Raw genomic sequence first — 20,850 nt, 5'->3', positions numbered from 1 at the left:
GATTTCGGGAAAGGGCGCTCCGCAAGGGGCGCCCTTTTTCGTTTACCCCCATTTTCGTTTACCCGTTTCCGACGCTCCGGCGATCACTCCTGCCCTGCGGTTGACCGCCGCGCCGCTCTCCCTGAGCCTGGCGAAGATAGGAGGCCGAATGCTGTTGGAAATCGCGGAAATCGAAGTGCGTGCCGGAGCGGAGGACAGCTTTGCCGAAGCCATGCACCGGTCGGGCTTGTCCGATCTGGCCGCCTGCGAAGGCGTCGTCTCCATCCGTTTCGGACGCGGCGTGGAGAATCCGTCGAAGTTCACCTTCAACGTCGTCTGGACATCCATGGAAGCGCACGAAGCGGCACGCGGGCTGGATGCCTTCGGGCGCTTCCGCGCGGCCTTCGGCGACATGGGCGTGGGCGGAGCGATGAGCCACTACGTGATGGACGAAGCCATTCCCGGCATCTCCGCCTGACGTCGTCCCGGACCTGATCCGGGACCGCTGGCAAGTCTTTAGGCGCTCGTCTGCGCGCAAGGCGCGGCTCGGCCAGCGGTCCCGGATCAGGTCCGGGACGACGACCTTACCAATCGGCCTACCAGTCGATCGTCCCTCGTCCTTTCGCTTCCAGAAACGCATTGGCCTTGCTGAAATGACGGCAACCCAGGAAGCCGCGATGGGCCGAAAGCGGGCTGGGATGCGGCGCGGTCAGCACAAGGTGATGACTCGAAGCCAGCCCCGGCACCCGCATCGCCTTTTTCTGAGCGTGACTGCCCCACAGCAGGAACACGCAAGGCTCGTCCTTGGCGGCGACCGCCGCGACGGCGGCATCGGTGATCGCTTCCCAACCCTTGTTCTGGTGCGAGCCGGCCTGCGCTTCCTCCACCGTCAGTGCATTGTTGAGCAGGAGCACGCCCTGCCGCGCCCAGTGTTCGAGATTGCCGTGTCCCGGCGGGGTCACGCCGCAATCGGTCGCCAGTTCCTTGTAGATATTGACCAGCGAAGGCGGCACTTTCACCCCTTCCGGCACCGAGAACGACAGACCATGCGCCTGCCCCGGCCCGTGATAGGGATCCTGCCCCAGGATGACGACGCGCACCTGATCCAGCGGCGTCAGTTCCAGCGCCCGCAGACGGCTGCCGCGCGGCGGATATATCCGCCTGCCCGCGGCCTCTTCGGCCTTGAGCCAGCCGCCCAGTCGGCGCGATTCGGGGGAATCGACCACCGCACCGAGCGCCGGTTGCCAGGATGGCGGCACGCCCTGAAGCGATCCCGAGACGTCCATTCGCGCCGTACTCCCGCCTAAACCATTTGCGAAACTGAGGCCCAGTCCCTAAGCATTTTCGGACCATGGCTGTCTATCTCCACGAAGAAGATCTCCCCGAAGGCGTGCTTGCGCCGGGACCCGTTGCCGTCGACACCGAGACGATGGGTTTGATCACCCCGCGCGACCGCCTTTGCGTGGTCCAGATTTCCGACGGACAGGGCGACGAGCATCTCGTACGCTTTGCCCCCGGCAGCGACTTTGCCGCGCCGAACCTGAAGGCGGTGCTGGCCGATCCGGCCAGGCTGAAGCTCTATCATTTCGCCCGGTTCGACCTGGCGGCAATAGAGCACTACCTGGGTGTCACCGCCGCGCCGGTGTTCTGCACCAAGATCGCCAGCAAGCTGACCCGTACTTATACCGATCGCCACGGGCTGAAGGACCTGGTGCGCGAACTGCTCGGCAAGGAAGTGTCGAAGCAGCAGCAGTCGAGCGACTGGGGCGCCGCCGAGCTGAGCGAGCCGCAGAAGGACTATGCCGCTTCAGACGTGCGCTACCTGCACGCCATGCACGAAATCCTGGTGGTCCGCCTCGCCCGCGAGAATCGCACCGAGATCGCGCAGGCCTGCTTCGATTTTCTGCCCGCCCGCGCCCGGCTCGACCTTGCGGGATGGCCCGATCACGATATCTTCAGCCACGAAGCCGCCTGACCGGAGCCTGATCACGCATGTCGGTCGAAGCCAACCAGGTCCGCAACCGCCGCCGGCACTTCGCCGCGCCCGGCGGCTCGCACGATCGCATGGTGTCGATCCTGGCCAAGGCCCTGCCTGCGGGCATCGGCCTGGTCGCCGCCGTGATGATCCTGGTTCCGCTCTCCCCGCGCGGAGAGATCAGCTTCCTGCTGGACCGCAACAAGGTGGCGACGACCGGCGAGCGTATCGCCGTCTCGCGCGCCGCCTATCGCGGACAGGACAACCAAGGCCGCGATTTCGTGGTCACGGCGGGCACCGCCGTCCAGCGTTCCCCTGAAATTCCGATCGTGGAACTGGAGACGCTGGCCGCCAAAATGAACTTGCGTGACGGCCCCGCCGAGATCGTGGCTCCGCGCGGCGCCTACAATTTCGACAACGACACCATGGCGGTGGACGGCCCGGTCAACTTCAAGTCGTCCGACGGCTACACGATGACCACCAGCAAGGTGGACGTCGATATCAACCAGAAGATGGCCGTGGCATCGGGCGGCGTGCAGGGCACCGTGCCCTCGGGCACTTTCAAGGCCGACACAATGCACGCCGATCTCGATACCCGCACCATTACACTCGAAGGCAATGCCCGGATGCGCATCACGCCCGGCAAGCTGAGGATGCCGCAATGACCCGCCGCTTTTTTGAATCCCGCTCGGTTCGGATCGCTCTCGGCGTGCCGGTGGCAGCCCTTGCCCTGTTCGCGGCCGGGCAGCAGCTCGGCGCGCAGGCGATCTCGGGCCACAACTCGAACGCCCCCGTCGATTTCGGCGCCGACCGGATCGAACTTCAGGACAAGCAAAACCGCGTGGTGCTGACGGGCAATGTCGATATCACCCAGGCCGACCTCCGCCTGCGCGGTGCCCGCACCATCATCGACTTCGCCCGGGGCGACCAGACCCAGGTCCAGCGCATCACGGCCAGCGGCAATGTCGTCGTCACCCGGCAGGACCAGGTGGCCACCGGCGACACCGCCATCTACGACTTCAACCAGCGCATCATCACCATGGTCGGCAATGCCACGCTCAAGCGCGGTGGCGGCGATACCCTGCGCGGCGGCCGTTTCGTGATGGACCTGAAGAGCGGCGTGTCCTCGGCCTCGGGCGGCCGCGTGAAGGGCACGTTCAACGTTCCCAAGAAGAACAACTGAAAACCGGACGCCGCTTCCATCGGCGCCCAAAAGCAAAAGGCCGGTCACGACATCGAAGTCGTGACCGGCCTTTTGCTTTTGGTGTGAAGGGCAGGCTCTCGGGATGGTCCGCCCTTTTTCTCGATGATCAGAACGCCCGGTCGTGCACCAGCACCCGCGCGGTCAGGAAGATGATGTGCAGGTCGCGCATGATCGTCCAGCCTTCGAGATACTCGAGGTCCGACTGGAGACGGTTGATGAGATCCGATTCCTGGTCGGTGGCGCCGCGATAGCCGCGCACCTGGGCCAGGCCGCTCAAGCCCGGCTTCAGGCAGTGCCGCTGCCAGTAGCGGCGGTCCACTTCCCAGAACAGCTTGTCGCCCGCCAGCGAGCCCGTGGCGTGGGGACGCGGTCCCACCAGGCTCATGTCTCCCAGCAGCACGTTGAAGAGCTGCGGCAGCTCGTCGATGCTGGTGCGGCGGATGAACCTACCCACGGCGGTGATGCGCTGGTCTTCCTTGGAAGCCGAGACATTGCCATTGGTGTCGCACAAGGTCTGCGTCATGCTGCGGAACTTGTACATGTTGAAGAAGGTGTTGCCGCGGCCCATGCGCCGTTGAACGAAGAATACCGGCCCGCCGTCCTGCAACTTGACCGCCAGCGCGACCACCAGCAGCAGCGGCGAGAGCGCGAGGATCGCGCCGCCGGAAAAGGCGACGTCGAAGATGCGCTTGATCGCGCGTTCGCGCAGGCCAAGTGGTCCGGCCGAGACGAGCAGCAGCCCGTGCTGGCCGGTCACCCGCGCGCCCTGGGCACCCAGGCGCGCCACTTCGTCGTCCAGCACTTCGCCATCGACATTGGCGCCCTTGAGCACCATCGCCCATTCCGCGCGCCTATCGGCAGGGCAGCTCACCACCACCCGGTCGATATTGCGCAGGACCAGGCCGACGCGATCGAGCGAATCCGGATCCTTGAGATTGGGGCGCAGGCCCATCGCCGCCGCCGACACGCGGATCGCGCCGGACATCCGCAATTGCGGGCCACCGTCGTCGATGATCAGCTCGTTGATGACGTTAGCGCCGCAGCGCCAGCGGACGAAGCTGCGAAGCTGCAGCCGCGACCAGGCGATCAGCGCCATTGCGCAGATCACACCGCCACTGAAGGCCCCGCGAGACAGCTCGGCCGAGGATTTCATCAGGAACTGAACGAAGACGACGACGACGACCGCCACCACCATCGACACTTCCGCACGGAAAATCCCGCGCCAGCCGTCGCGCAAGGCGTCGGTGGAATAGGCGGCGTTGTACAGCGCCAGCGTCAAAAAGATCGGCAGCAGCACTTGTCCGTAGACGAGTGCCATCTGCAATCCGCGGCCAGTGTCATAAAGCCAGCCGGCAAGAGCAAAGCCCGCCAGAAGAGCGACAAGATCGCCCACCAGCAAAGCGAGATAACATTGAAGCCGCCGACGTTCGAGCGAAGGTGCGACGAGAAGTTCGTCTACTTCGGAGCGCTGAACGGCTTGGGTCGATACTGCAAATGGCGCATTCATGCGTTCAACACTCCCGATGGTCGAACTCATGCCCCCGCATCCCCTCTTCAGATAAGCCACTGCCCCAACACGAATTCGAGGTCGTGCTGCACTGCAATAGGCGAATGTCCTTATGAACATTCCTTCGGCGCGGGAAAGCCGATTCAGTTAAGCTGTTCTTTTTATCCGTTGTTTGCCATCAAGTGTAGCAATTCTGGCTATTTCGACTAACCCTTCCGCAAGCAGAAGGTCAGCATCCTGGCTATTGCTCAAAAGCGATTGGTGCAGTGCAATAAGACGGGCAACCAAGCGCTCCAAACGATTACCACGCCAGATCCGCAATTGCACGCCGAGTGCTGGCTTGTCTTTCCAGAAAATGCGGCGGGCCGCCGCTTCCGCATCGATCAGCGCGCCGGGATCGCCGGCCCTGCCGAGCCGCGAATTGAGCCCTGCAAGCTGTGCCGTGCGCCTCTCGAAAGCGAGCAGCAGACCGACGGCGTTGATGCCCTGATCGCGCATCCGCTTGAGTTCAGGGCCGATTGCATCCCGCTTGCCGCCCAGAACGGCATCGACCAACGGGCCGAAGTCGTCATCCTCGGTGGAAGCGCCGACCGCATCGAGGTCGGCGCTGGAAACGGGTCGCGGCGTTTCCGCGCTGGCATCCAGATAGAGCGCCAGCTTGGTCACTTCCGAGCGGGCCAGCCGGGTATCGAGCCCCGAAGCCCGCGCGATTCGCTCGGCAAGGTCGCTGCCCATCTTGAGGCCCGCGCCATTGGCCATGGTCCGCACGGCACTGGTGACCGCCGACAGATCCGGCGGGTAGAACATCGCTACCAGGCCATCGGGCCGGGCCGCCAGCAGCTTGGCCGTGCGCGACTTGTCGGTGGCGCCAGTGGCCACGATCAGGACCGGGCAGGCATCCACCTCGCTTTCGAGCAGAATCTGCACCGCATCGTGGGCCTCGTCGCCCTGGGCGCGGATCCAGATATGGCGGGAGGTGCCGCCGAACAGCGAATTGGAGCGCGCCTCGTCGCCCAGCTTCACCGGATCCCGGCGCAGCTCCGAACCGGCCATCTCCACTCGTTCGCCCGGTTCGGGAAGGAGCGAAACGATCTTCGCGGCGGCATCGCTGGCGCCGGCCTCATCCGGTCCGCAAAAGAAGAAAACCCGCGCCTGCTGAGCGGCGCGGGCTGCAAGACCACCGAAATCCTTCTGGGTGGCCTTCACCGCGTCACGCCGGTCACTGCTTGGTGTCGCCGCGCAGACGCAGGGCGACGGCCGTGACGATGCGTGTCGCGATGTCCTTCGACATGTTTTCCAGGGCCGTCTGCTCCGCCGCGATCGTGGCGTAGTCGGACGAAACCACGTCGATTCCCGCGTCGGAACCGGCCGTGGCATCGAGCACGATTTCCTGGCTGGACATATCGACGAGCTGATAGCGCGCGCGCAGGGTGCGGCGTTCGCGGCCGATGGTGTCGTCCGAGAGCAGCGCGAAGCCTTCGAGCTTGTCGTCCAGCCGGATATCGAGGCGATAGCGCGGAGAGGCACCGGCCTTGTCCGCACCGAGCTGGTCGACGATCGCGTTGCGGACCAGCCAGCCCGCGCGCCCTTCGATCGCCGCGACCTGCACCCCGGTCAGCCCCCGCGCCACGGCGCCATTGCTGCCGCCGGCATACATCGGCTGGAGGCCGCAGCCCGAAAGCAGCGCGGCCCCGACCAGAGCCGGACCCAAGAGGCGCAGGAAACGCATCACGCGACGAGATTGACCAGACGGTCAGGGACGACGATCACTTTCCTCACCTCGGCTCCATCCAGCGCACGCTGCACTTTCTCGCTGGCCAGGGCAAGCGCTTCAAGCTCTTCTTTCGAAGTGCCCTTGGCGACGGTCAGGGTGTCGCGCAGCTTGCCCTTCACCTGGACGGCCACGGTCACTTCGTCCTCGACCAGCAGCGCCGGATCGACTTCGGGCCATGCCGCCTGCGATACGAGCCCTTCTCCGAACTGGGCGAAAGCCTCTTCGGCAAGGTGCGGCATCATCGGCGAGACGAGCAGCAGGATCGTGCGGATCGCGTTCGAGCGGCTGGCCGAAGGGGCGGCCTTTTCGACCGCGCCGGTCAGCTCGTAGATGCGCGCCACGGCCTTGTTGAAGCCCAGCGATTCGATGTCCGAAGCGACAGCGGCCACCGTCTGGTGCGCCTTGCGGTCGATGGCCTTGTCTTCGCCGGTTGCCGAGGCGTCGTACTGGGCGAACAGACGCCACAGGCGCTGGACGAAACGGCCGCAGCCCTCGATGCCGGCTTCCGACCATGGCAGGTCGCGTTCCGGCGGGCTGTCGGACAGCATGAACCAGCGGATTGCGTCGGCGCCGTAAGTCGCGACGATCTCATCCGGATCGACGACGTTCTTCTTCGACTTCGACATCTTGATGACGCGGCCGATCTCGACCGGGGCGCCATCGGCCTTGAGCGTGGCCGTTTCCGCGCCGCGCTCGATCTCGCCGGGCGAGAAATAGACCGGCTGGCCATTGGCATCGTTGATGCGGAAGTAGGTTTCGTGCGTGACCATGCCCTGCGTGAACAGGCTGGCGAAGGGCTCCTTCACCTCGATCTTGCCGATGCGGGCCAGTGCGCGCGTCCAGAAGCGAGCATAGAGCAAGTGCAGGATCGCGTGCTCGATACCGCCGATATACTGCTCAACAGGCAGCCACTCGGCGATCTTGGCCGGGTCGAACGGGCGGTCGTCCGGCTGGCTGGCGAAGCGCAGGAAGTACCACGAGGAATCGACGAAGGTGTCGAGCGTGTCGGTCTCGCGGCGCGCGGCATGGCCACACTGCGGGCAATCGACGTGCTTCCAGGTCGGGTGGCGGACCAGCGGGTTGCCGGGCGTCGCGAAATCGACGTCCTCGGGCAGCGTGACCGGCAGGTGCTTCTTGGGCACCGGCACCACGCCGCAGACCTCGCAGTGGATGAAGGGGATCGGCGTACCCCAGTAGCGCTGGCGCGAGACGCCCCAGTCGCGCAGGCGCCATACGGTCTTGCCCTCACCCCAGCCCTCGGCCTCGGCGCGCGCGATGACGGCGGCCTTGGCATCCTTCACGGCCATGCCGTTGAGGAAGTCGGAATGCACGCAGACACCGTCACCGGCCTCGGACTCGCCGTCGAACGGCTTGTCGGCATCGGCTTCGCTCGCCGCGACAACGCGCAGGATTGGCAGGCCGTACTTGGTGGCGAATTCGAAGTCGCGCTGATCGTGGCCGGGAACCGCCATGACCGCGCCGGTGCCGTAGTCCATCAGCACGAAGTTGGCGATGAACACCGGCAGGTCGGCACCCGTGAACGGGTGCTTGGCCTTGACGCCGGTATCGAAGCCCAGCTTCTCGGCGGTTTCCAGCTCGGCTGCGGTCGTGCCGCCCTGCTTGCAGAGCGCGATGAAGTCCTCGACTTCGGGGCGTCCGACGGCAACCGCCTGCGCGATCGGGTGATCGGCAGCGACGGCCACGAAGCTAGCGCCGAAGATCGTGTCCGGGCGGGTCGAGTAGACTTCCACCGAACCGATGCCGCCGATCTCTGCGGTCAGGTCGAACTTGAACTGCAGGCCCTGCGACTTGCCGATCCAGTTCTCCTGCATCGTGCGGACCTTCTCGGGCCACTTGTCGAGCGTGGAAAGGCCGTCCAGAAGTTCGTCCGCGAAGTCGGTGATCTTGAGGAACCATTGGGAGAGCTTGCGCTTCTCCACCAGCGCGCCAGAGCGCCAGCCGCGCCCGTCGATCACCTGCTCGTTCGCCAGCACGGTCTGGTCGACCGGATCCCAGTTAACCGCCGATTCCTTGCGGTAGACCAGGCCATTCTCATAGAGATCGATGAACAGCGCCTGCTCGTGGCCGTAATATTCCGGCTCGCAAGTGGCGATCTCGCGGCTCCAGTCGAGCGCGAAGCCCAGGCGCTTCAACTGCGCCTTCATGTTGGCGATGTTCTCGCGCGTCCAGCCACCGGGGTGGACGCCCTTTTCCATGGCCGCGTTCTCGGCGGGCATGCCGAAGGCGTCCCAGCCCATCGGATGGAGCACTTCGTGGCCGGTCATGCGCTTGTAGCGCGCCAGCACGTCGCCCATCGTATAGTTGCGGACGTGGCCGATATGGATGCGCCCCGAAGGATAAGGGAACATCTCAAGCACGAAGCTGCGCGGCTTCGACGAGGTGTCGTCAGCCTTGAAGCACTGCGCGTCGTCCCACGCAGCCTGCCAGCGCGTGTCCGCCTGAGCCGGATCGAACCGCTCGGTCATCTCTATCAAGTCTCCTGCGAGCTTATGCCGCCCGCGCAATTGGAACTGCGGGCCGGTTCAGCCCGCAGGAAAAATCAGCCGCCGATCGAATCGCGACGCAGGTCGCGGGCGCGGGTGAGAATGATGTCCTCAAGCTTCTGCACGGTGGCGGCCTGCACCGGCGCCGGAGCCCAGCCGCCATTGGCCGAGACTTCGCGCTGCGCGGTGACGCGCAGGGCGTCGGCGCGGAGGTCCTTGTCGAGGATCATCACGGTGACCTTGACGCGCTCGCCCGGCTGCTTGGGATTGACGTACCAGTCGGTGACGATGACGCCGCCCGCGCTGTCCGACTGGAGCAGCGGCATGAACGACAGCGAATCGAGGCTGGCGCGCCAGAGATAGCTGTTCACGCCGATCGTGGTCACCGCCGAAGGTGCGATCGAGGAATTCACCTGCTTGCGGCCACCGCCACAACCGGCCAGCGCAAGCGCGGCCACGGCGCAGAAGCCCGCGGTTGCCAGCGATCGAGCGGAGAGAAGGCCGGTATGGGTGCTGCCTGTCATCGTAATTCCCAGTTCCTGATCTTGGCGAAGTGCCGGACTTCCCGCGCGCTTGCCGTGAAACGCCTCTATAGCCGCCGCTGCCGGAGCGGCAAGTGCGGGTTCATCAGCTTGCAGCCATAACCGCCGCGAGACTAAACGCTTGCTGAACGGAGAAGTGGCGCCTGCCTGCAAGAGGCGCGGGCTCTCCCACTGCCGATCAGTCTGTGTTAGGATGCAATCTCCAGGATCGCGCCATAGGCCAGCAAGCCGGCGATCGCGGGAAGAAGGCCAGCAGGAACGCTTTGTGATGAATAGCGAAGGTGTACGCCCGGAAAACGCGGATCGGCAGGGTGCCGGAACCGTGAAGAGGGGCTTGGCCAATGGCGGCACCAGGACCAGCCTGATGCTGGCGTGCTGCGTCTCCGTACTCGCCCTGCCCAGCGCCGTCCTGGCCTTTACCGCCAGCTTTCGCGTGGATCCTGCCAGTCGCGCATTCGGCGCACTCAACGACGATACCTCGCCGGAGAGCCTCTCCCGCGCGATCGCCATGCGATCGCTGGGTGACGGCGAGAGCTTCCCCTTCACGCCCGCAGGCCCTTCCGCGCGCCGCGACCGCGCGGTGACGGTTGCCGTGCGCGTCGATCCGGAAGCGGCACAGGCGATCATCGTGCGCAATCGCAACCAGATCGCGCGCAACGATGTGCCGAACGTGGGTAACCTGAAGATCGCGCCGACCGCCTTCAACCTGGGCGTCTCGCGCGGCTATCAGAACTTCGCGCCCGATATCGCCGCGGCGGCCTCCGCCACGACCGCGGCCCGCGGCATTTCGGACGCTCCCGAACTCAAGAAGTTCAGTCTCCAGGCCGGCGCCGCCGAGCAGAAGGAGCCGCGCTTCACCACGCGCCTGTCGATCGACGAGAAGCGGGCGCCCGGCCGCGCTCCCCACACATTCGCCGGTGAAGCGGGCGAAGTCGATCTTGCCGGCTCTTTCCGGGTAACCAACAATCTCGATGTCACGGCAGGGCTGCGCTATTCGCAGGAGCGCGAGCGCCTGGTGCCCCTGACCGACGGCCGTCAGGACAGTCAGGCCGTTTACGTAGGCACTCAGTTCAAGTTCTGATTTTTGCAACGAAGATTGCGTTTCTCTCATCGAAACGACGTAAATAAACCTTGCTGGCATAGGGCTTCCGCTTGCCCTGCCCCATTGCATTTCCTAGCCTGCCCTTGGTGGATGCTCACTAAGCGAAAGGCTTTATAATGGCGCGCGTTGCTATCGTTACCGGTGGAACCAGGGGTATCGGAGAGGCTGTTTCACTCGCCCTTCAGGAGAGGGGCCATACCGTAGTTGCAAATTACGCAGGCAATGACGAAAAGGCGAAAGCCTTCACCGACAAGACTGGCATCGCGGCCTACAAGTGGGACGTCGGCGATCACGAAGCCGTGCTGGAAGGCGTGGCACGGGTGACCGAGGAAGTCGGACCCGTCGATATCGTCATCAACAACGCCGGCATCACGCGCGACGGCGTGCTCCACAAGATGAGCTTCGATGACTGGAACGAGGTGATGCGCATCAACCTCGGCGGCTGCTTCAACATGGCCAAGGCCACGTTTTCCGGCATGCGCGATCGCGGCTGGGGCCGTATCGTCAACATCGGCTCGATCAACGGCCAGGCCGGCCAGTACGGCCAGGTGAACTATGCCGCCGCCAAGTCCGGCATCCATGGTTTCACCAAGGCGCTCGCGCAGGAAGGCGCCAAGTACGGCGTCACCGTCAACGCCATCGCCCCCGGCTATATCGATACCGACATGGTTGCCGCCGTGCCGGCGCCGGTGCTGGAGAAGATCGTCGCCAAGATCCCGGTCGGCCGTCTCGGCAGCGCCTATGAAATCGCGCGCGGCTGCGCGTTCCTCTGTTCCGAGAACGCTGCTTTCGTCACCGGCTCCACGCTGAGCATCAACGGCGGCCAGCACATGTATTGAGCGATCGAAGGGCCGGTCTTAGGGTCGGCCCTTCCCCGCTTTCAGGCTCTATGCGGGCCGAAGAGAATGACCGCCGCGCCCGTCAGGCATATCGCGGCTCCGCCCAGATCCCAGCGATCGGGACGAACGCCCTCGGCGATCCACAACCATAGCAGCGCAGACGTGATGTAAATCCCGCCATAGGCCGCATAGGCGCGGCCCGCGTTGCTGCTGTCCACCAGCGTCAACAACCAGGCGAAAAGCACGAGCGATGCACAGCCGGGGATGAGCCAGACGGCGGACTTGCCCATCCGGAGCCAGGCCCAGAAGGCGAAGCAGCCCGCGATCTCTGCCAGGGCCGCGCCGATGTAGACGATAATGGCTTGCATTCCGGGTCGATAGCTTCTGCTGTTCGTTCTATCTTCCAGCTTGTCCGGCGATATCCCAATGCTAAGCATTGTCGATGACGTCGATCTACCACCCGCCGGTCAAGCGTTCGATCGAGATCGCCGGGCACAAAACCTCGATCAGCCTGGAACCCGCCTTCTGGGATCTGCTGCGGCGGGTCGCCGCGCGCGAAGGGATTCCGATCAATGCCCTGGTCGCGCGGATTGATGCCGAACGGCTGGAGGCCGACACCCCGCCGGGGCTTGCGAGTGCGATCCGGGTGTGGTTGATCGCCGCCGCCAGGATCTGAGCGCAAACGGCGAAGGGCGGAAGCCTTTGCGACTCCCGCCCTTTGGAATGACTGCGATCCCTTGCCGCGATCAGTACGTCGACGGCGGATCGCTGGCCGGAAAGCTCTCGTCGATCGCTTCGTCGGTCTTCGACCAGCGCGGCGGCGTGTGCGTCATGTTCTCGGGGCCGGCGTCCCGGACGGGATAGCTGTCGGGTCCACCGGCAGAGGCCGTCTGTTCGTTGGCGCGATTGGCGTACTTGTAGAGCGCGTAGCCAATGGCACCGGCTGCGGCCAACTTGATCAAGCCCATGGTCGTTGCTCCTATTGCGTTTCGACAGGAGCAACGCGCCGTGTGGCCGTTAGGTTTCCTTACTCGTTGCCGACCCGTTCGATCTGTGCGCCGACCAGCGCCAGCTTCTCCTCAAGCCGCTCGTAACCGCGGTCCAGGTGATAGAGGCGATGGACCTGGGTTTCGCCTTCCGCCGCGAGCCCTGCGATCACCAGGCTCATCGAGGCGCGCAAGTCGGTGGCCATCACTTCGGCGCCGGTCAGCTTCTGGACGCCGTGGACCACGGCGGTGCGGCCCTTGGTCTCGATATGCGCGCCCATGCGGTTAAGCTCGGGAACATGCATGTAGCGGTTTTCGAAGATCGTTTCGGTGAGCACGCTGGAACCCTCGGCGCGGCAGAGCAGGGCCATGAGCTGCGCCTGCATATCGGTCGCGAAACCGGGGTAGGGCGCGGTCGAAAGCGTTACCGGCTTCAGCGGGCCGTCGGCGGCGACATGGAGCCCGTCAGCCGTCGCCTCGACGTGGACGCCAGCGTCGCGCAGCGCCTGGACGGTGGCTTCCATGTCCTCGATCTTAGCGCCCTTCAGCGTGACTTCGCCGCCGGTAATGGCGGCGGCGCAGGCGTAGGAGCCGGCTTCGATGCGATCCGGCATGACCATATAGGTGGCGCCATGCAGGCGATCGACGCCGTGGATCGTGAGGTCGGACGTGCCGATGCCCTCGATCTGCGCGCCCATGGCGACCAGCAGGTTGCACAGATCGACGATTTCCGGCTCACGCGCGGCATTGTGAAGGGTGGACTTGCCCTTGCACAGCACGGCGGCCATCAGCGCGTTCTCGGTAGCCCCCACCGAGACGACCGGGAAGGAATAGCGGCCGCCGGGCAGGCCGCCGTCGGGCGCGATGGCGCGGACGTAGCCGGCTGCCATCTCAATCTGGGCGCCCAGCGCTTCCAGCGCCTTGAGATGCAGGTCGATCGGGCGGTTGCCGATGGCGCAGCCGCCGGGCAGCGAAACGGTGGCCTCGCCCATGCGCGCCAGCATCGGGCCAAGCACGAGAATCGAGGCGCGCATCTTGCGCACGAGATCATAGGGCGCAACCGAGCTGGTGATTCGCGTGGCCTGAAGCGTCATCACCCGGCCGAAATCTTCCGGACGGCTGCCCGCGATCATCGTCGAGATGCCGAACTGGTTCATCAGGTGCTGGAAACCGTCGATGTCCGCGAGGCGCGGCAAGTTGCGCAACGTCAGCGGTTCTTCGGTCAGCATGGCACAGGGCAGCAGCGTCAGCGCCGCGTTCTTCGCGCCGGAAACGGGGATGGTGCCGGCAAGGCGCTTGCCGCCTTCGATGATGATCTTGTCCATGGCCGCTCTTTAGCCGGATTTGGCCGCGCAGCAAGCACACCTCGGAGAAACACGGATAGACTGTTGCGCTGCATCTGCGAAGCGGCTTTAATCCCATTGTAACCAAACGGAGTCAGACCTTTACCCATGTCTGCACCACAGTTCAAAAAGCCCGTCCGAAAAGCAGTCTTCCCGGTCGCCGGACTTGGAACCCGCTTTCTTCCCGCAACCAAGGCGATTCCCAAGGAACTTCTTCCCGTCGTCGATCGCCCGCTGATCCAATACGCCGTCGATGAGGCGCGCGAGGCGGGAATCGAGGAGTTCGTCTTCGTGACCGGCCGCGGCAAGACCGCGATCGTCGAGCATTTCGATACGGCTTATGAACTGGAAGCGACGATGACCGCGCGCGGCAAGTCGCTCGATCCGCTCGAATCTACCCGCATCCAGCCCGGCAACCTCGTCACCGTTCGCCAGCAGGTTCCGCTCGGCCTGGGCCACGCCGTCTGGTGCGCCCGCGCCGTCATCGGCGACGAACCTTTCGCGATCTTCCTGCCCGACGAACTGATGTACGGCTCACCCGGCTGCATGGCGCAGATGGTGGAAGCGTACAACGAAGTGGGCGGCAACCTCGTCTCGGTGCTCGAAGTGCCGGAAGAGGACGTTTCCAGCTATGGCGTCATCGCACCCGGCGCGACGCTCGACATCCTGGGCGGCGCTATCACCGAGGTGAAGGGTCTGGTCGAAAAGCCCAAGGTGGCCGATGCGCCGTCGAACAAGATCGTTTCGGGCCGCTATATCCTCCAGCCGGAAATCATGGGTCTGCTCGCCAACCAGGGCAAGGGCGCAGGCGGCGAGATCCAGTTGACCGATTCGATGGCCAAGCTGATCGGACAGCAGCCGTTCCACGCCGTGACCTTCGCGGGCCAGCGGTTCGACTGCGGTTCCAAGGTCGGCTTCGTCGAAGCGACTCTGGCCATCGCCCTTGACCGCCCCGACATGGGCGGGGAAGTGCGGACCATCGCGAAGAAGCTGCTCGCCTAAGCTTTTTGCCGAGGCGATACGAAAAAGCGCGCTCCTTACGGGGCGCGCTTTTTCTTTGGCAAAGGCCCAAGAACGTCAGCGGCGAACGGGGTCCGTCAGGCGCGCCATGATCGAAGCGACATAAGCCTGGGTTTCGCGGATGCGCGGGATTCCACCCGCTTTCAGAACCCGGCCGGGACCGGCGTTGTAGGCCGCCAGCGCCTTTTCGATGTCGCCGCCGAAGGTATCGAGTTGGATGCGCAGGTAGCGCGCGCCGCCTTCGAGGTTGGCCATGGGATCGCCGGGATTGACGCCCATCTGCGCCGCCGTGCCGGGCATGAGCTGCGCAAGGCCCCGCGCGCCAACCGGCGAAAGCGCCGCCTCGTTCCAGCGGCTTTCCTGCCATACCACCGCTTCGAGCAGGGTGGGGCTGATGTCGTACTTCGCGGCAAGCTCCGCCACGCGGGCGCGCCAGCGGTTCGGGCCCGCCGCGTCCAGGGCATCGGTGATGGACTGGGGATGAAGCTGAGCGGCCTCGAGCCCCGCCGGAACCGTTTCCACCGCCGCCACGTCCGCGCCAACGGTATCGCCGCCCTGCCCCGCCGGACCGCCCGCCACCCATTGGTAGCCACCGGCGCCGACTTGCAGGACATCGGCCCAGGCCGCCGAGGGGCAGGCAAGACCCGACATTGCCGCCAGGACACTGCCGGCCAGAGCCATCATGCGATTCGAGATCCCCGTCATCGCCGCCCTGATACTCCACCAGGGCCGATATCCTCAAGCCGGCGCATCATGTCATTCGATTCCCAGCGCGGTGCGGATCGAGCGCCAGGACAGCATCTTGAAGTTCTGGGCCTTCGGCGCATTGTTGCCGTCTTGCGCGACCATCAGCCCTTCGGGGAACTGCGGCCCGAAGTCGCCCAGCATGACTTCGATGCCGTCGGTATCGCTGGTGCCGCCGATCGTGCCGCCCTCGATGCGGAAACGTCCCGATAGCTTACCCGTGGATAGATCGAACAGCGCATAGGCATTGTCGCCCTGGCTCGATGCCACCAGCCATGCCCGTCCGCCGCTTTCGCGCGCCACGGCAAGGCCCTCGACATCGGCCACGAGGCCGTCCTGCGCCCCTACCCGCGCAAACGGTTCGGCCACCAGCGTCGCTCCGGCGAGTGGCACCTTCCAGATGCCCACATCTTCCTCCGCCACGAACAGCACCTTGCCCGCATCGTCGACTACGCAGCCTTCCGACTGGGTCGCGAACTTCACCAGCCGCACATAGTCCGCCGCGATCCGGCCGCCCTTCTCGACCAGCCGGCTTTCCGCCACCGAGCCGTCCTTGAGCACGACATAGGCCCGCGCGAGTTCGTCACGGGCAAGGGCATCGCCCATGCAGAAGCCGTAAGCCTCGGCCGGAGCATGTCCGGCAGGCAGGAAGGCTTCAGCCCCCAGAGCGGTGAGCTTGCCGCTGGTCCCGTCTAAGTTGAACAGAGCGATGCGCGGCTCGGCCTTGTCGGTACGGTCGCTCGCGCCCACCAGGATGCGCTTGGAGCCATCGGCCATGCGCACTTCGCGCAAGTCCACGTTGTTGAGCGCGCCAGCCGCCGCGAAATCGCGGACCTTGCCGTCGAGACCGTAGACGTAGAGTCCCGCCTTCTTGTCGGTGCCCAGAATCAGGCTGGAGGCGGGATCGGCGGCATTGCGCCAGATCGCCGGATCGTCCGCCGCGTCGGCATTGGGGGTGCCCACCGGATCGGTCTCGGCCTGCGCGGGCACGTCGATGGCCGGCAGCCTGATCGCAGCGGGCGCTCCGCCCGTGGTTGCGCAGCCGGCAAGCAGAAGGGCCGGGAGCAATGCTCCCGACCCCTGCTTCACGATATCGGCGATAGTCGTGAAAGGCGCCTTCATCAGAAGGTCACCTTCGCGCCGAACTTCACGGTCGAGCCGTATTCCTCGTACTGGAGGAGACGCTTGGAACCGGCGAAGTCCTGATAGGCGTAGAACTTGGCGTTGTTCACGTTCACCCAGTCCGCGAAGAGGCGCACGTTCTCGGTGACCTTGAACTTGGCCGAGAGATCCAGCTGGAAGTGCTGGTTGACGATGCGATCCTGGTCCGGGGCGCCGCCCACTTCGTCCAGATACTTGTCGCGGAAGGTACCGGCGGCGCGCAGGCTGACCGGGCCCTTCTCATAGCCGAGCACGACGTTGAACGTGTTCTTCGAAGATGCCGGCAGCGAGATGCGGCGGGCCACGCCGTCATCGTCCAACACGGTGCCGCGCGCGTAAGTGTAGGTGTAGTTGAACTGGGTCAGCAGGCCGTCGAACGGCGCGGGCAGCATCGAGAAGACCTGGCTGTAGCTGGCTTCCAGGCCCGCGATGGTCGCGGTGTCGCCGTTCACCGGGGTGCGCAGCTCGGTGTAGTCCACCCCGTTGAAGGTGCCCTCTTCGCTGGAGAAGGCGCTGTAGGTGTAGTCCTTGATCGACTTGTAGAAGCCGCCGAACGAGATCGCGCCGTTGTTCGTGAAGTAATAGTCGAACCCGGCATCGAAGTTCCAGGCCTGGTAAGGCTTGAGGTAGGGGTTGCCGAACTCGGCCTCACCGTCCTCGTTGATGCTGTAGCGCGGCGCCAGGTCGGCCAGCTTGGGCCGCACCACCGTCTTGTAACCGGCCGCGCGGGCGACGAGGTTGCTCTGCGGGCTCCAGCGCAGGGTCAGGCTGGGCAGCCAGTTGGTGTAGTTGCGCTCGTAGCCCACGCCCGAAACGTCGACGACCGAGATCGTCTCGTCCGGATCGGTCGGGTCTTCCTGTTCGCTTACCGCGACGAGGTTACCGTTGAGCTTGTTATAGGTGCGTTCCACGCGCACGCCGCCGATCACACGCAATGTGGCCGAGTCCCAGCGGCCGAGCAGGTAGCCGGCCAGGATATCCTCGCGCACCGAGTAGTCGCTGGTCGAGCTGTCGATCAGGCTGTCGACATCGTTGTATTCGAAGCCGTCCTCGTTGGCGCGGTAGAAGTCGGCCGGGCCGCGCTTGCTGGCCACGGGGCCCATGTCGAGCAGGCGGTAGGTCTGCTTGCCCAGCACATCGGCCAGCGTGTAGTCGCCGTCATAGCCGTCGAAGCGGCTCATGTTGAAGTCGTAGGACTTCTTGCGCCAGCGCGCCTTGACGCCGCCCTGCACGGTGAAGTCGCCATTGTCGCCGGCGAAAGTACGGGCGAGGTCGGCCTTGGCGGCCCATTCCTCATCCTGGCTGTCGGACAGGGTGGTCAGTTCGAGGCGGTCGAACCCGTAGTTGCTTGCGTCGTTCACCGATGCCGCGCCGTTGGCCACGGAATAGGCGGGGAAGAACTTGTTGCCGTTGTTCACGTCGATGGCGACGCCCGAATCGTTCTCGAACTCGGCGGTGTAGCGGCTGGGATCGACCGAGAAAGTCTCCTTCTCGGTCGACTTGGCATAGCTGCCCTGCCAGTTGAACTTCCAGGTGCCGGTATCGGTGTCGCTGCCGATCGCCACCGAGCGGATGCGCTGGCGCTCGAAGCGGTCCTTGTGGTCGCGCTCGATGGTCAGCTTGTCGCCATCGTCGAGATCGGCGGTGTCGAAGCGCACGGTCGATGCGGTCGCGCTGCTGGCTTCGCCGAAGTCGCTAAAGTCGAAGGTGGTGCGGCGGCGATACTCATGATCGTCGAACTGCGCCCAGTTGCCGCGCACATAGGCCTTGGTGGTGTCCGAAACGCGCCAGTCGAACGAGAGCGCCGCGTTGATGCGGGTGCGCTCCACGTCGTAATCGCGATATTCCAGGGTTTCGGCATAGGCATTGCCGTTGTCGTCCTGGGTCCAGTCCGCCGCTTCAACGTTGTCGGTCTCGAACTTGCGCTTGTAGTAGCTGACGGAGCCGGCGATGCCGAAGTTCTCGCCCAGCTTCTGGGTGAAGTCGAACGCGCCCTTGGGCGTGACCTTACCCGAATAGTCGTTCCAGCTGCCTTCGGCGTTCAGCGAGTAGCGGTTCTTCTTCGAATCGAAGGCGCTGGTGGTCTTGATCTCCACCGAGGCGCCGATGAAGTCGCCGTCCATGTCGGGGGTGAAGGACTTCTTCACTTCCACCGATTCGATAGTGTCCGACGAAACGACGTCGAGCGCCACCTGACGCACATCCGATTCCGGCGCCGGAATGCGCACACCGTTGAGCGAGGTGGAGTTGAGGTTGGGATCGAGGCCGCGCACGGCCACGAAGCGGCCTTCGCCCTGGTCGTTGAGGATGTTGATGCCCGGCAGGCGGCGCAGCGATTCGGCGACGTTCTGATCGGGGAACTGGCCCACGGCGTCACGCGTCAGCACCGAGACGACGCCATCGGCGGCCTTCTGGCGCGACAGGGCGCTGGTGAGGTTCGCGGTCTGGCCGGTGACGAGGATGTCGCCGCCGCCGATCGCGGGCAGGTTGAAGTCGCCGGCGATGCGGCCGGTCGCGGGAACCGTGAGCGACTGCGTGGTCACTTCGGCGCCCACATAGCGCGCTTCCAGGGTGTAGGTACCAGCGGGCACGTCACCGAAGATGAAGTTGCCCCCGCGATCCGTCTCGGCCGAGCGGTTTAGTTCGACGATGCGAACGGAGGCCGACTGCAAGGGGCGGATGCCCGATGCGTCATGAACGCTGCCCGCGACTTCACCGGCATGGGCCATCGTGGCGAACGATGCCGACGCCAGCAGTCCGGCGACGATCCGGAAGGAGGTTTTCATGTGACTTGAACCCTGTTTTGCAACGATTTGCGGCGCGTCTAGGGAGGGTTCGTGACAGTTAGGTGCCATTGGGATGGCACTTTCGTGACAGCGCTGCGGTGCAGCAAAAAAGTCACAGTTCCACGTTTTAACCAACGCGTTTTCACGTGGAACACCCGCAGTTTTCTACGGGATCACCAATTCTCGATGTGGGGAGAATGGTGCTGCTGGGGAGGATTGAACTCCCGACCTCGTCATTACCAATGACGCGCTCTACCACTGAGCTACAGCAGCGCCTGAGTTCCGCCTTGCGGAAGCGCTTGTCCCGGCGACCCGGGGCAGGGGCGCGCTAATGTCTGGGGGCGGGCAGATTGTCAAGCACCACTTGCGCATTCTTTTTCGGAAAGCCATTCCAGACCTCACCAAAGGCCCTTCGAAAGACGCCCCGTCCATGACGCAAACCCAGCAATCCCGCGAGGAACGGCTAGCCGCGAAGCTCCGCGAAAATCTTCGTCGCCGCAAGGTTCAGGCGCGGGCGATCACGGTGACCGGCGATTCCGCGCCCTCTTCCGAATCAGGCGACAAGAACGACAGCGAAAACGAATCGGGCGGTCTTCCCAAACCGGCGCCGGAAAGCTAGGGGCTGCGCCAGACATAGAGTCAGTCTGCCAACGGGCGTTTCCCGAGGGGATCGCCGCTGAGACCTGGGAGTACGCCTTGCCTCGCCTGATCCTCGTCCGCCACGGCCAGAGCCAATGGAATCTCGAAAACCGCTTCACCGGCTGGTGGGATGTAGACCTCACCGAAAAGGGTGAGGAAGAAGCCCGCGCCGCCGGCACCCTGCTGCGCGAAAAGGGCATTACGCCTGCCGTCGCCTTCACCTCGCTCCAGACACGCGCGATCCGCACCCTGCATCTCGCGCTGGAAGCCGCCGGCCTGCTGTGGATCCCCGAAACCAAGGACTGGCGCCTCAACGAGCGTCACTATGGCGGGCTCACCGGCCTCAACAAGGCCGAGACCGCCGCGAAGCACGGCGACGATCAGGTCAAGATCTGGCGCCGCAGCTTCGACACGCCGCCGCCGGTCCTCGAAATCGGCAGCGAATTCGATCTCTCCACCGATGTGCGCTATGCCGGGATCGACGTGCCGCAGACCGAAAGCCTCAAGGACACCATCGCCCGCGTCCTGCCTTACTACGAAGGCTCGATCGTGCCGCACCTGAAGGCTGGGGCCGACGTGCTAATCTCCGCCCATGGCAACAGCCTGCGTGCGCTGGTGAAGCACCTTTCCGGCATCTCGGACGACGAGATCACCGGCCTCGAAATCCCGACCGGCCAACCGATCGTCTACGAACTAGCGGACGATCTCGCGGTGCTCGACCGCTACTACCTGTCGGAGCGTTGAG

General features: G+C 64.7%; 22 protein-coding genes and 1 tRNA gene. 10 read left to right on the top strand and 13 right to left on the bottom strand.

All coding sequences use genetic code 11. The features are described 5' to 3' along the window. Window positions 1-148 precede the first annotated feature (148 nt). Window positions 149-457 carry an antibiotic biosynthesis monooxygenase family protein gene (locus RT424_RS08025; protein ID WP_313436061.1) on the top strand — a complete coding sequence of 103 codons (309 nt, stop codon included), beginning with the start codon at window positions 149-151 and terminating at the stop codon, window positions 455-457. A gap of 118 nt (window positions 458-575) precedes the next feature. On the opposite strand, the gene RT424_RS08020 is transcribed toward RT424_RS08025, so the two are convergent. Further along, window positions 576-1,265 carry a uracil-DNA glycosylase gene (locus tag RT424_RS08020; protein WP_313436058.1) on the bottom strand — a complete coding sequence of 230 codons (690 nt, stop codon included), beginning with the start codon at window positions 1,263-1,265 and terminating at the stop codon, window positions 576-578. Window positions 1,266-1,330: 65 nt separating this feature from the next. Between RT424_RS08020 and RT424_RS08015 the strand changes: the two genes are divergently transcribed. From RT424_RS08015 to RT424_RS08005, 3 genes are read left to right on the top strand one after another with little or no spacing between them, the layout of a single operon-like run. Further along, window positions 1,331-1,954: a ribonuclease D gene (locus RT424_RS08015; protein WP_313436055.1), complete on the top strand. Its 624-nt coding sequence runs from the start codon at window positions 1,331-1,333 to the stop codon at window positions 1,952-1,954. Window positions 1,955-1,971: 17 nt separating this feature from the next. Beyond that, window positions 1,972-2,619 (top strand): LPS export ABC transporter periplasmic protein LptC, encoded by a 648-nt coding sequence (gene lptC / locus RT424_RS08010; RefSeq protein WP_313436052.1) that lies wholly within the window; start codon window positions 1,972-1,974, stop codon window positions 2,617-2,619. Further along, a complete protein-coding gene (locus tag RT424_RS08005; RefSeq protein ID WP_313436049.1) occupies window positions 2,616-3,137 on the top strand; it encodes an LptA/OstA family protein in 522 nt (173 codons plus the stop codon). The genes lptC and RT424_RS08005 overlap by 4 nt, the downstream gene beginning before the upstream one ends. Before the next feature lie 127 nt (window positions 3,138-3,264). On the opposite strand, the gene RT424_RS08000 is transcribed toward RT424_RS08005, so the two are convergent. From RT424_RS08000 to RT424_RS07980, 5 genes are all read right to left on the bottom strand, one after another. Then, on the bottom strand, window positions 3,265-4,665 hold the full coding sequence (locus tag RT424_RS08000; RefSeq protein ID WP_313436171.1) for a sugar transferase: 1,401 nt from the start codon (window positions 4,663-4,665) through the stop codon (window positions 3,265-3,267). A gap of 147 nt (window positions 4,666-4,812) precedes the next feature. Beyond that, entirely contained in the window at window positions 4,813-5,871 is a 1,059-nt protein-coding gene (gene holA / locus RT424_RS07995) for a DNA polymerase III subunit delta (protein ID WP_313436047.1), read from the bottom strand. A 13-nt stretch (window positions 5,872-5,884) separates the two neighbouring features. Further along, window positions 5,885-6,394: an LPS assembly lipoprotein LptE gene (lptE, locus tag RT424_RS07990; protein ID WP_313436044.1), complete on the bottom strand. Its 510-nt coding sequence runs from the start codon at window positions 6,392-6,394 to the stop codon at window positions 5,885-5,887. After that, window positions 6,394-8,925: a leucine--tRNA ligase gene (gene leuS / locus RT424_RS07985; protein ID WP_313436042.1), complete on the bottom strand. Its 2,532-nt coding sequence runs from the start codon at window positions 8,923-8,925 to the stop codon at window positions 6,394-6,396. Before leuS ends, lptE begins: the two co-directional genes overlap by 1 nt. A 74-nt stretch (window positions 8,926-8,999) precedes the next feature. Continuing rightward, window positions 9,000-9,467 carry a DUF3576 domain-containing protein gene (locus tag RT424_RS07980; RefSeq protein WP_313436040.1) on the bottom strand — a complete coding sequence of 156 codons (468 nt, stop codon included), beginning with the start codon at window positions 9,465-9,467 and terminating at the stop codon, window positions 9,000-9,002. Between the two features lie 286 nt (window positions 9,468-9,753). On the opposite strand from RT424_RS07980, the gene RT424_RS07975 reads away from it, so the two are divergent. Further along, the gene (locus tag RT424_RS07975; protein WP_313436039.1) at window positions 9,754-10,566 is read left to right on the top strand and encodes a hypothetical protein; all 813 of its coding nucleotides are present in this window, start codon (window positions 9,754-9,756) and stop codon (window positions 10,564-10,566) included. 137 nt (window positions 10,567-10,703) lie between these two features. After that, a complete protein-coding gene (gene phbB / locus RT424_RS07970) occupies window positions 10,704-11,426 on the top strand; it encodes an acetoacetyl-CoA reductase (RefSeq protein ID WP_313436036.1) in 723 nt (240 codons plus the stop codon). Between the two features lie 41 nt (window positions 11,427-11,467). On the opposite strand, the gene RT424_RS07965 is transcribed toward phbB, so the two are convergent. Beyond that, window positions 11,468-11,794 carry a YnfA family protein gene (locus RT424_RS07965; RefSeq protein ID WP_313436034.1) on the bottom strand — a complete coding sequence of 109 codons (327 nt, stop codon included), beginning with the start codon at window positions 11,792-11,794 and terminating at the stop codon, window positions 11,468-11,470. 74 nt (window positions 11,795-11,868) lie between these two features. Here RT424_RS07965 and RT424_RS07960 point away from each other — a divergent pair, with 74 nt between their 5' ends. After that, window positions 11,869-12,102, top strand: coding sequence for a ribbon-helix-helix domain-containing protein (locus RT424_RS07960; RefSeq protein WP_313436031.1), 234 nt, complete (start codon window positions 11,869-11,871; stop codon window positions 12,100-12,102). Between the two features lie 70 nt (window positions 12,103-12,172). Here RT424_RS07960 and RT424_RS07955 read toward each other — a convergent pair whose 3' ends face one another. Both RT424_RS07955 and murA read right to left on the bottom strand, forming a co-directional pair. Beyond that, entirely contained in the window at window positions 12,173-12,394 is a 222-nt protein-coding gene (locus RT424_RS07955) for a hypothetical protein (protein ID WP_313436028.1), read from the bottom strand. 59 nt (window positions 12,395-12,453) lie between these two features. Beyond that, entirely contained in the window at window positions 12,454-13,737 is a 1,284-nt protein-coding gene (murA, locus tag RT424_RS07950; RefSeq protein WP_313436025.1) for a UDP-N-acetylglucosamine 1-carboxyvinyltransferase, read from the bottom strand. Window positions 13,738-13,863: 126 nt separating this feature from the next. Here murA and RT424_RS07945 point away from each other — a divergent pair, with 126 nt between their 5' ends. After that, window positions 13,864-14,757, top strand: a complete 894-nt coding sequence (locus RT424_RS07945) for a UTP--glucose-1-phosphate uridylyltransferase (RefSeq protein WP_313436023.1) — start codon at window positions 13,864-13,866, stop codon at window positions 14,755-14,757. 75 nt (window positions 14,758-14,832) lie between these two features. Here RT424_RS07945 and RT424_RS07940 read toward each other — a convergent pair whose 3' ends face one another. The 4 genes from RT424_RS07940 to RT424_RS07925 all read right to left on the bottom strand — a co-directional run bounded on the left by RT424_RS07940 (window position 14,833) and on the right by RT424_RS07925 (window position 19,739). Then, the gene (locus RT424_RS07940; protein ID WP_313436021.1) at window positions 14,833-15,480 is read right to left on the bottom strand and encodes a lytic transglycosylase domain-containing protein; all 648 of its coding nucleotides are present in this window, start codon (window positions 15,478-15,480) and stop codon (window positions 14,833-14,835) included. Window positions 15,481-15,531: 51 nt separating this feature from the next. Beyond that, window positions 15,532-16,641, bottom strand: a complete 1,110-nt coding sequence (locus tag RT424_RS07935) for a phytase (protein ID WP_313436019.1) — start codon at window positions 16,639-16,641, stop codon at window positions 15,532-15,534. Next, complete coding sequence (locus tag RT424_RS07930) at window positions 16,641-19,466, bottom strand: TonB-dependent receptor (RefSeq protein WP_313436017.1); 2,826 nt, start codon at window positions 19,464-19,466, stop codon at window positions 16,641-16,643. The genes RT424_RS07935 and RT424_RS07930 overlap by 1 nt, the downstream gene beginning before the upstream one ends. Window positions 19,467-19,664: 198 nt before the next feature. Continuing rightward, a tRNA-Thr gene (locus tag RT424_RS07925) sits at window positions 19,665-19,739 on the bottom strand. A gap of 157 nt (window positions 19,740-19,896) precedes the next feature. On the opposite strand from RT424_RS07925, the gene RT424_RS07920 reads away from it, so the two are divergent. Further along, complete coding sequence (locus RT424_RS07920; protein WP_313436015.1) at window positions 19,897-20,085, top strand: hypothetical protein; 189 nt, start codon at window positions 19,897-19,899, stop codon at window positions 20,083-20,085. A 77-nt stretch (window positions 20,086-20,162) separates the two neighbouring features. Beyond that, the gene (gpmA, locus tag RT424_RS07915; protein ID WP_313436013.1) at window positions 20,163-20,849 is read left to right on the top strand and encodes a 2,3-diphosphoglycerate-dependent phosphoglycerate mutase; all 687 of its coding nucleotides are present in this window, start codon (window positions 20,163-20,165) and stop codon (window positions 20,847-20,849) included. The last annotated feature ends 1 nt before the right edge of the window (window position 20,850 follow it).

It is taken from the genome of Novosphingobium sp. (genome assembly GCF_032093395.1).
Taxonomy (GTDB): Bacteria; Pseudomonadota; Alphaproteobacteria; order Sphingomonadales; family Sphingomonadaceae; genus Novosphingobium.
Note: the sequence above shows the minus strand (reverse complement) of the source record. Positions and strands in the feature narration are given on the sequence as shown.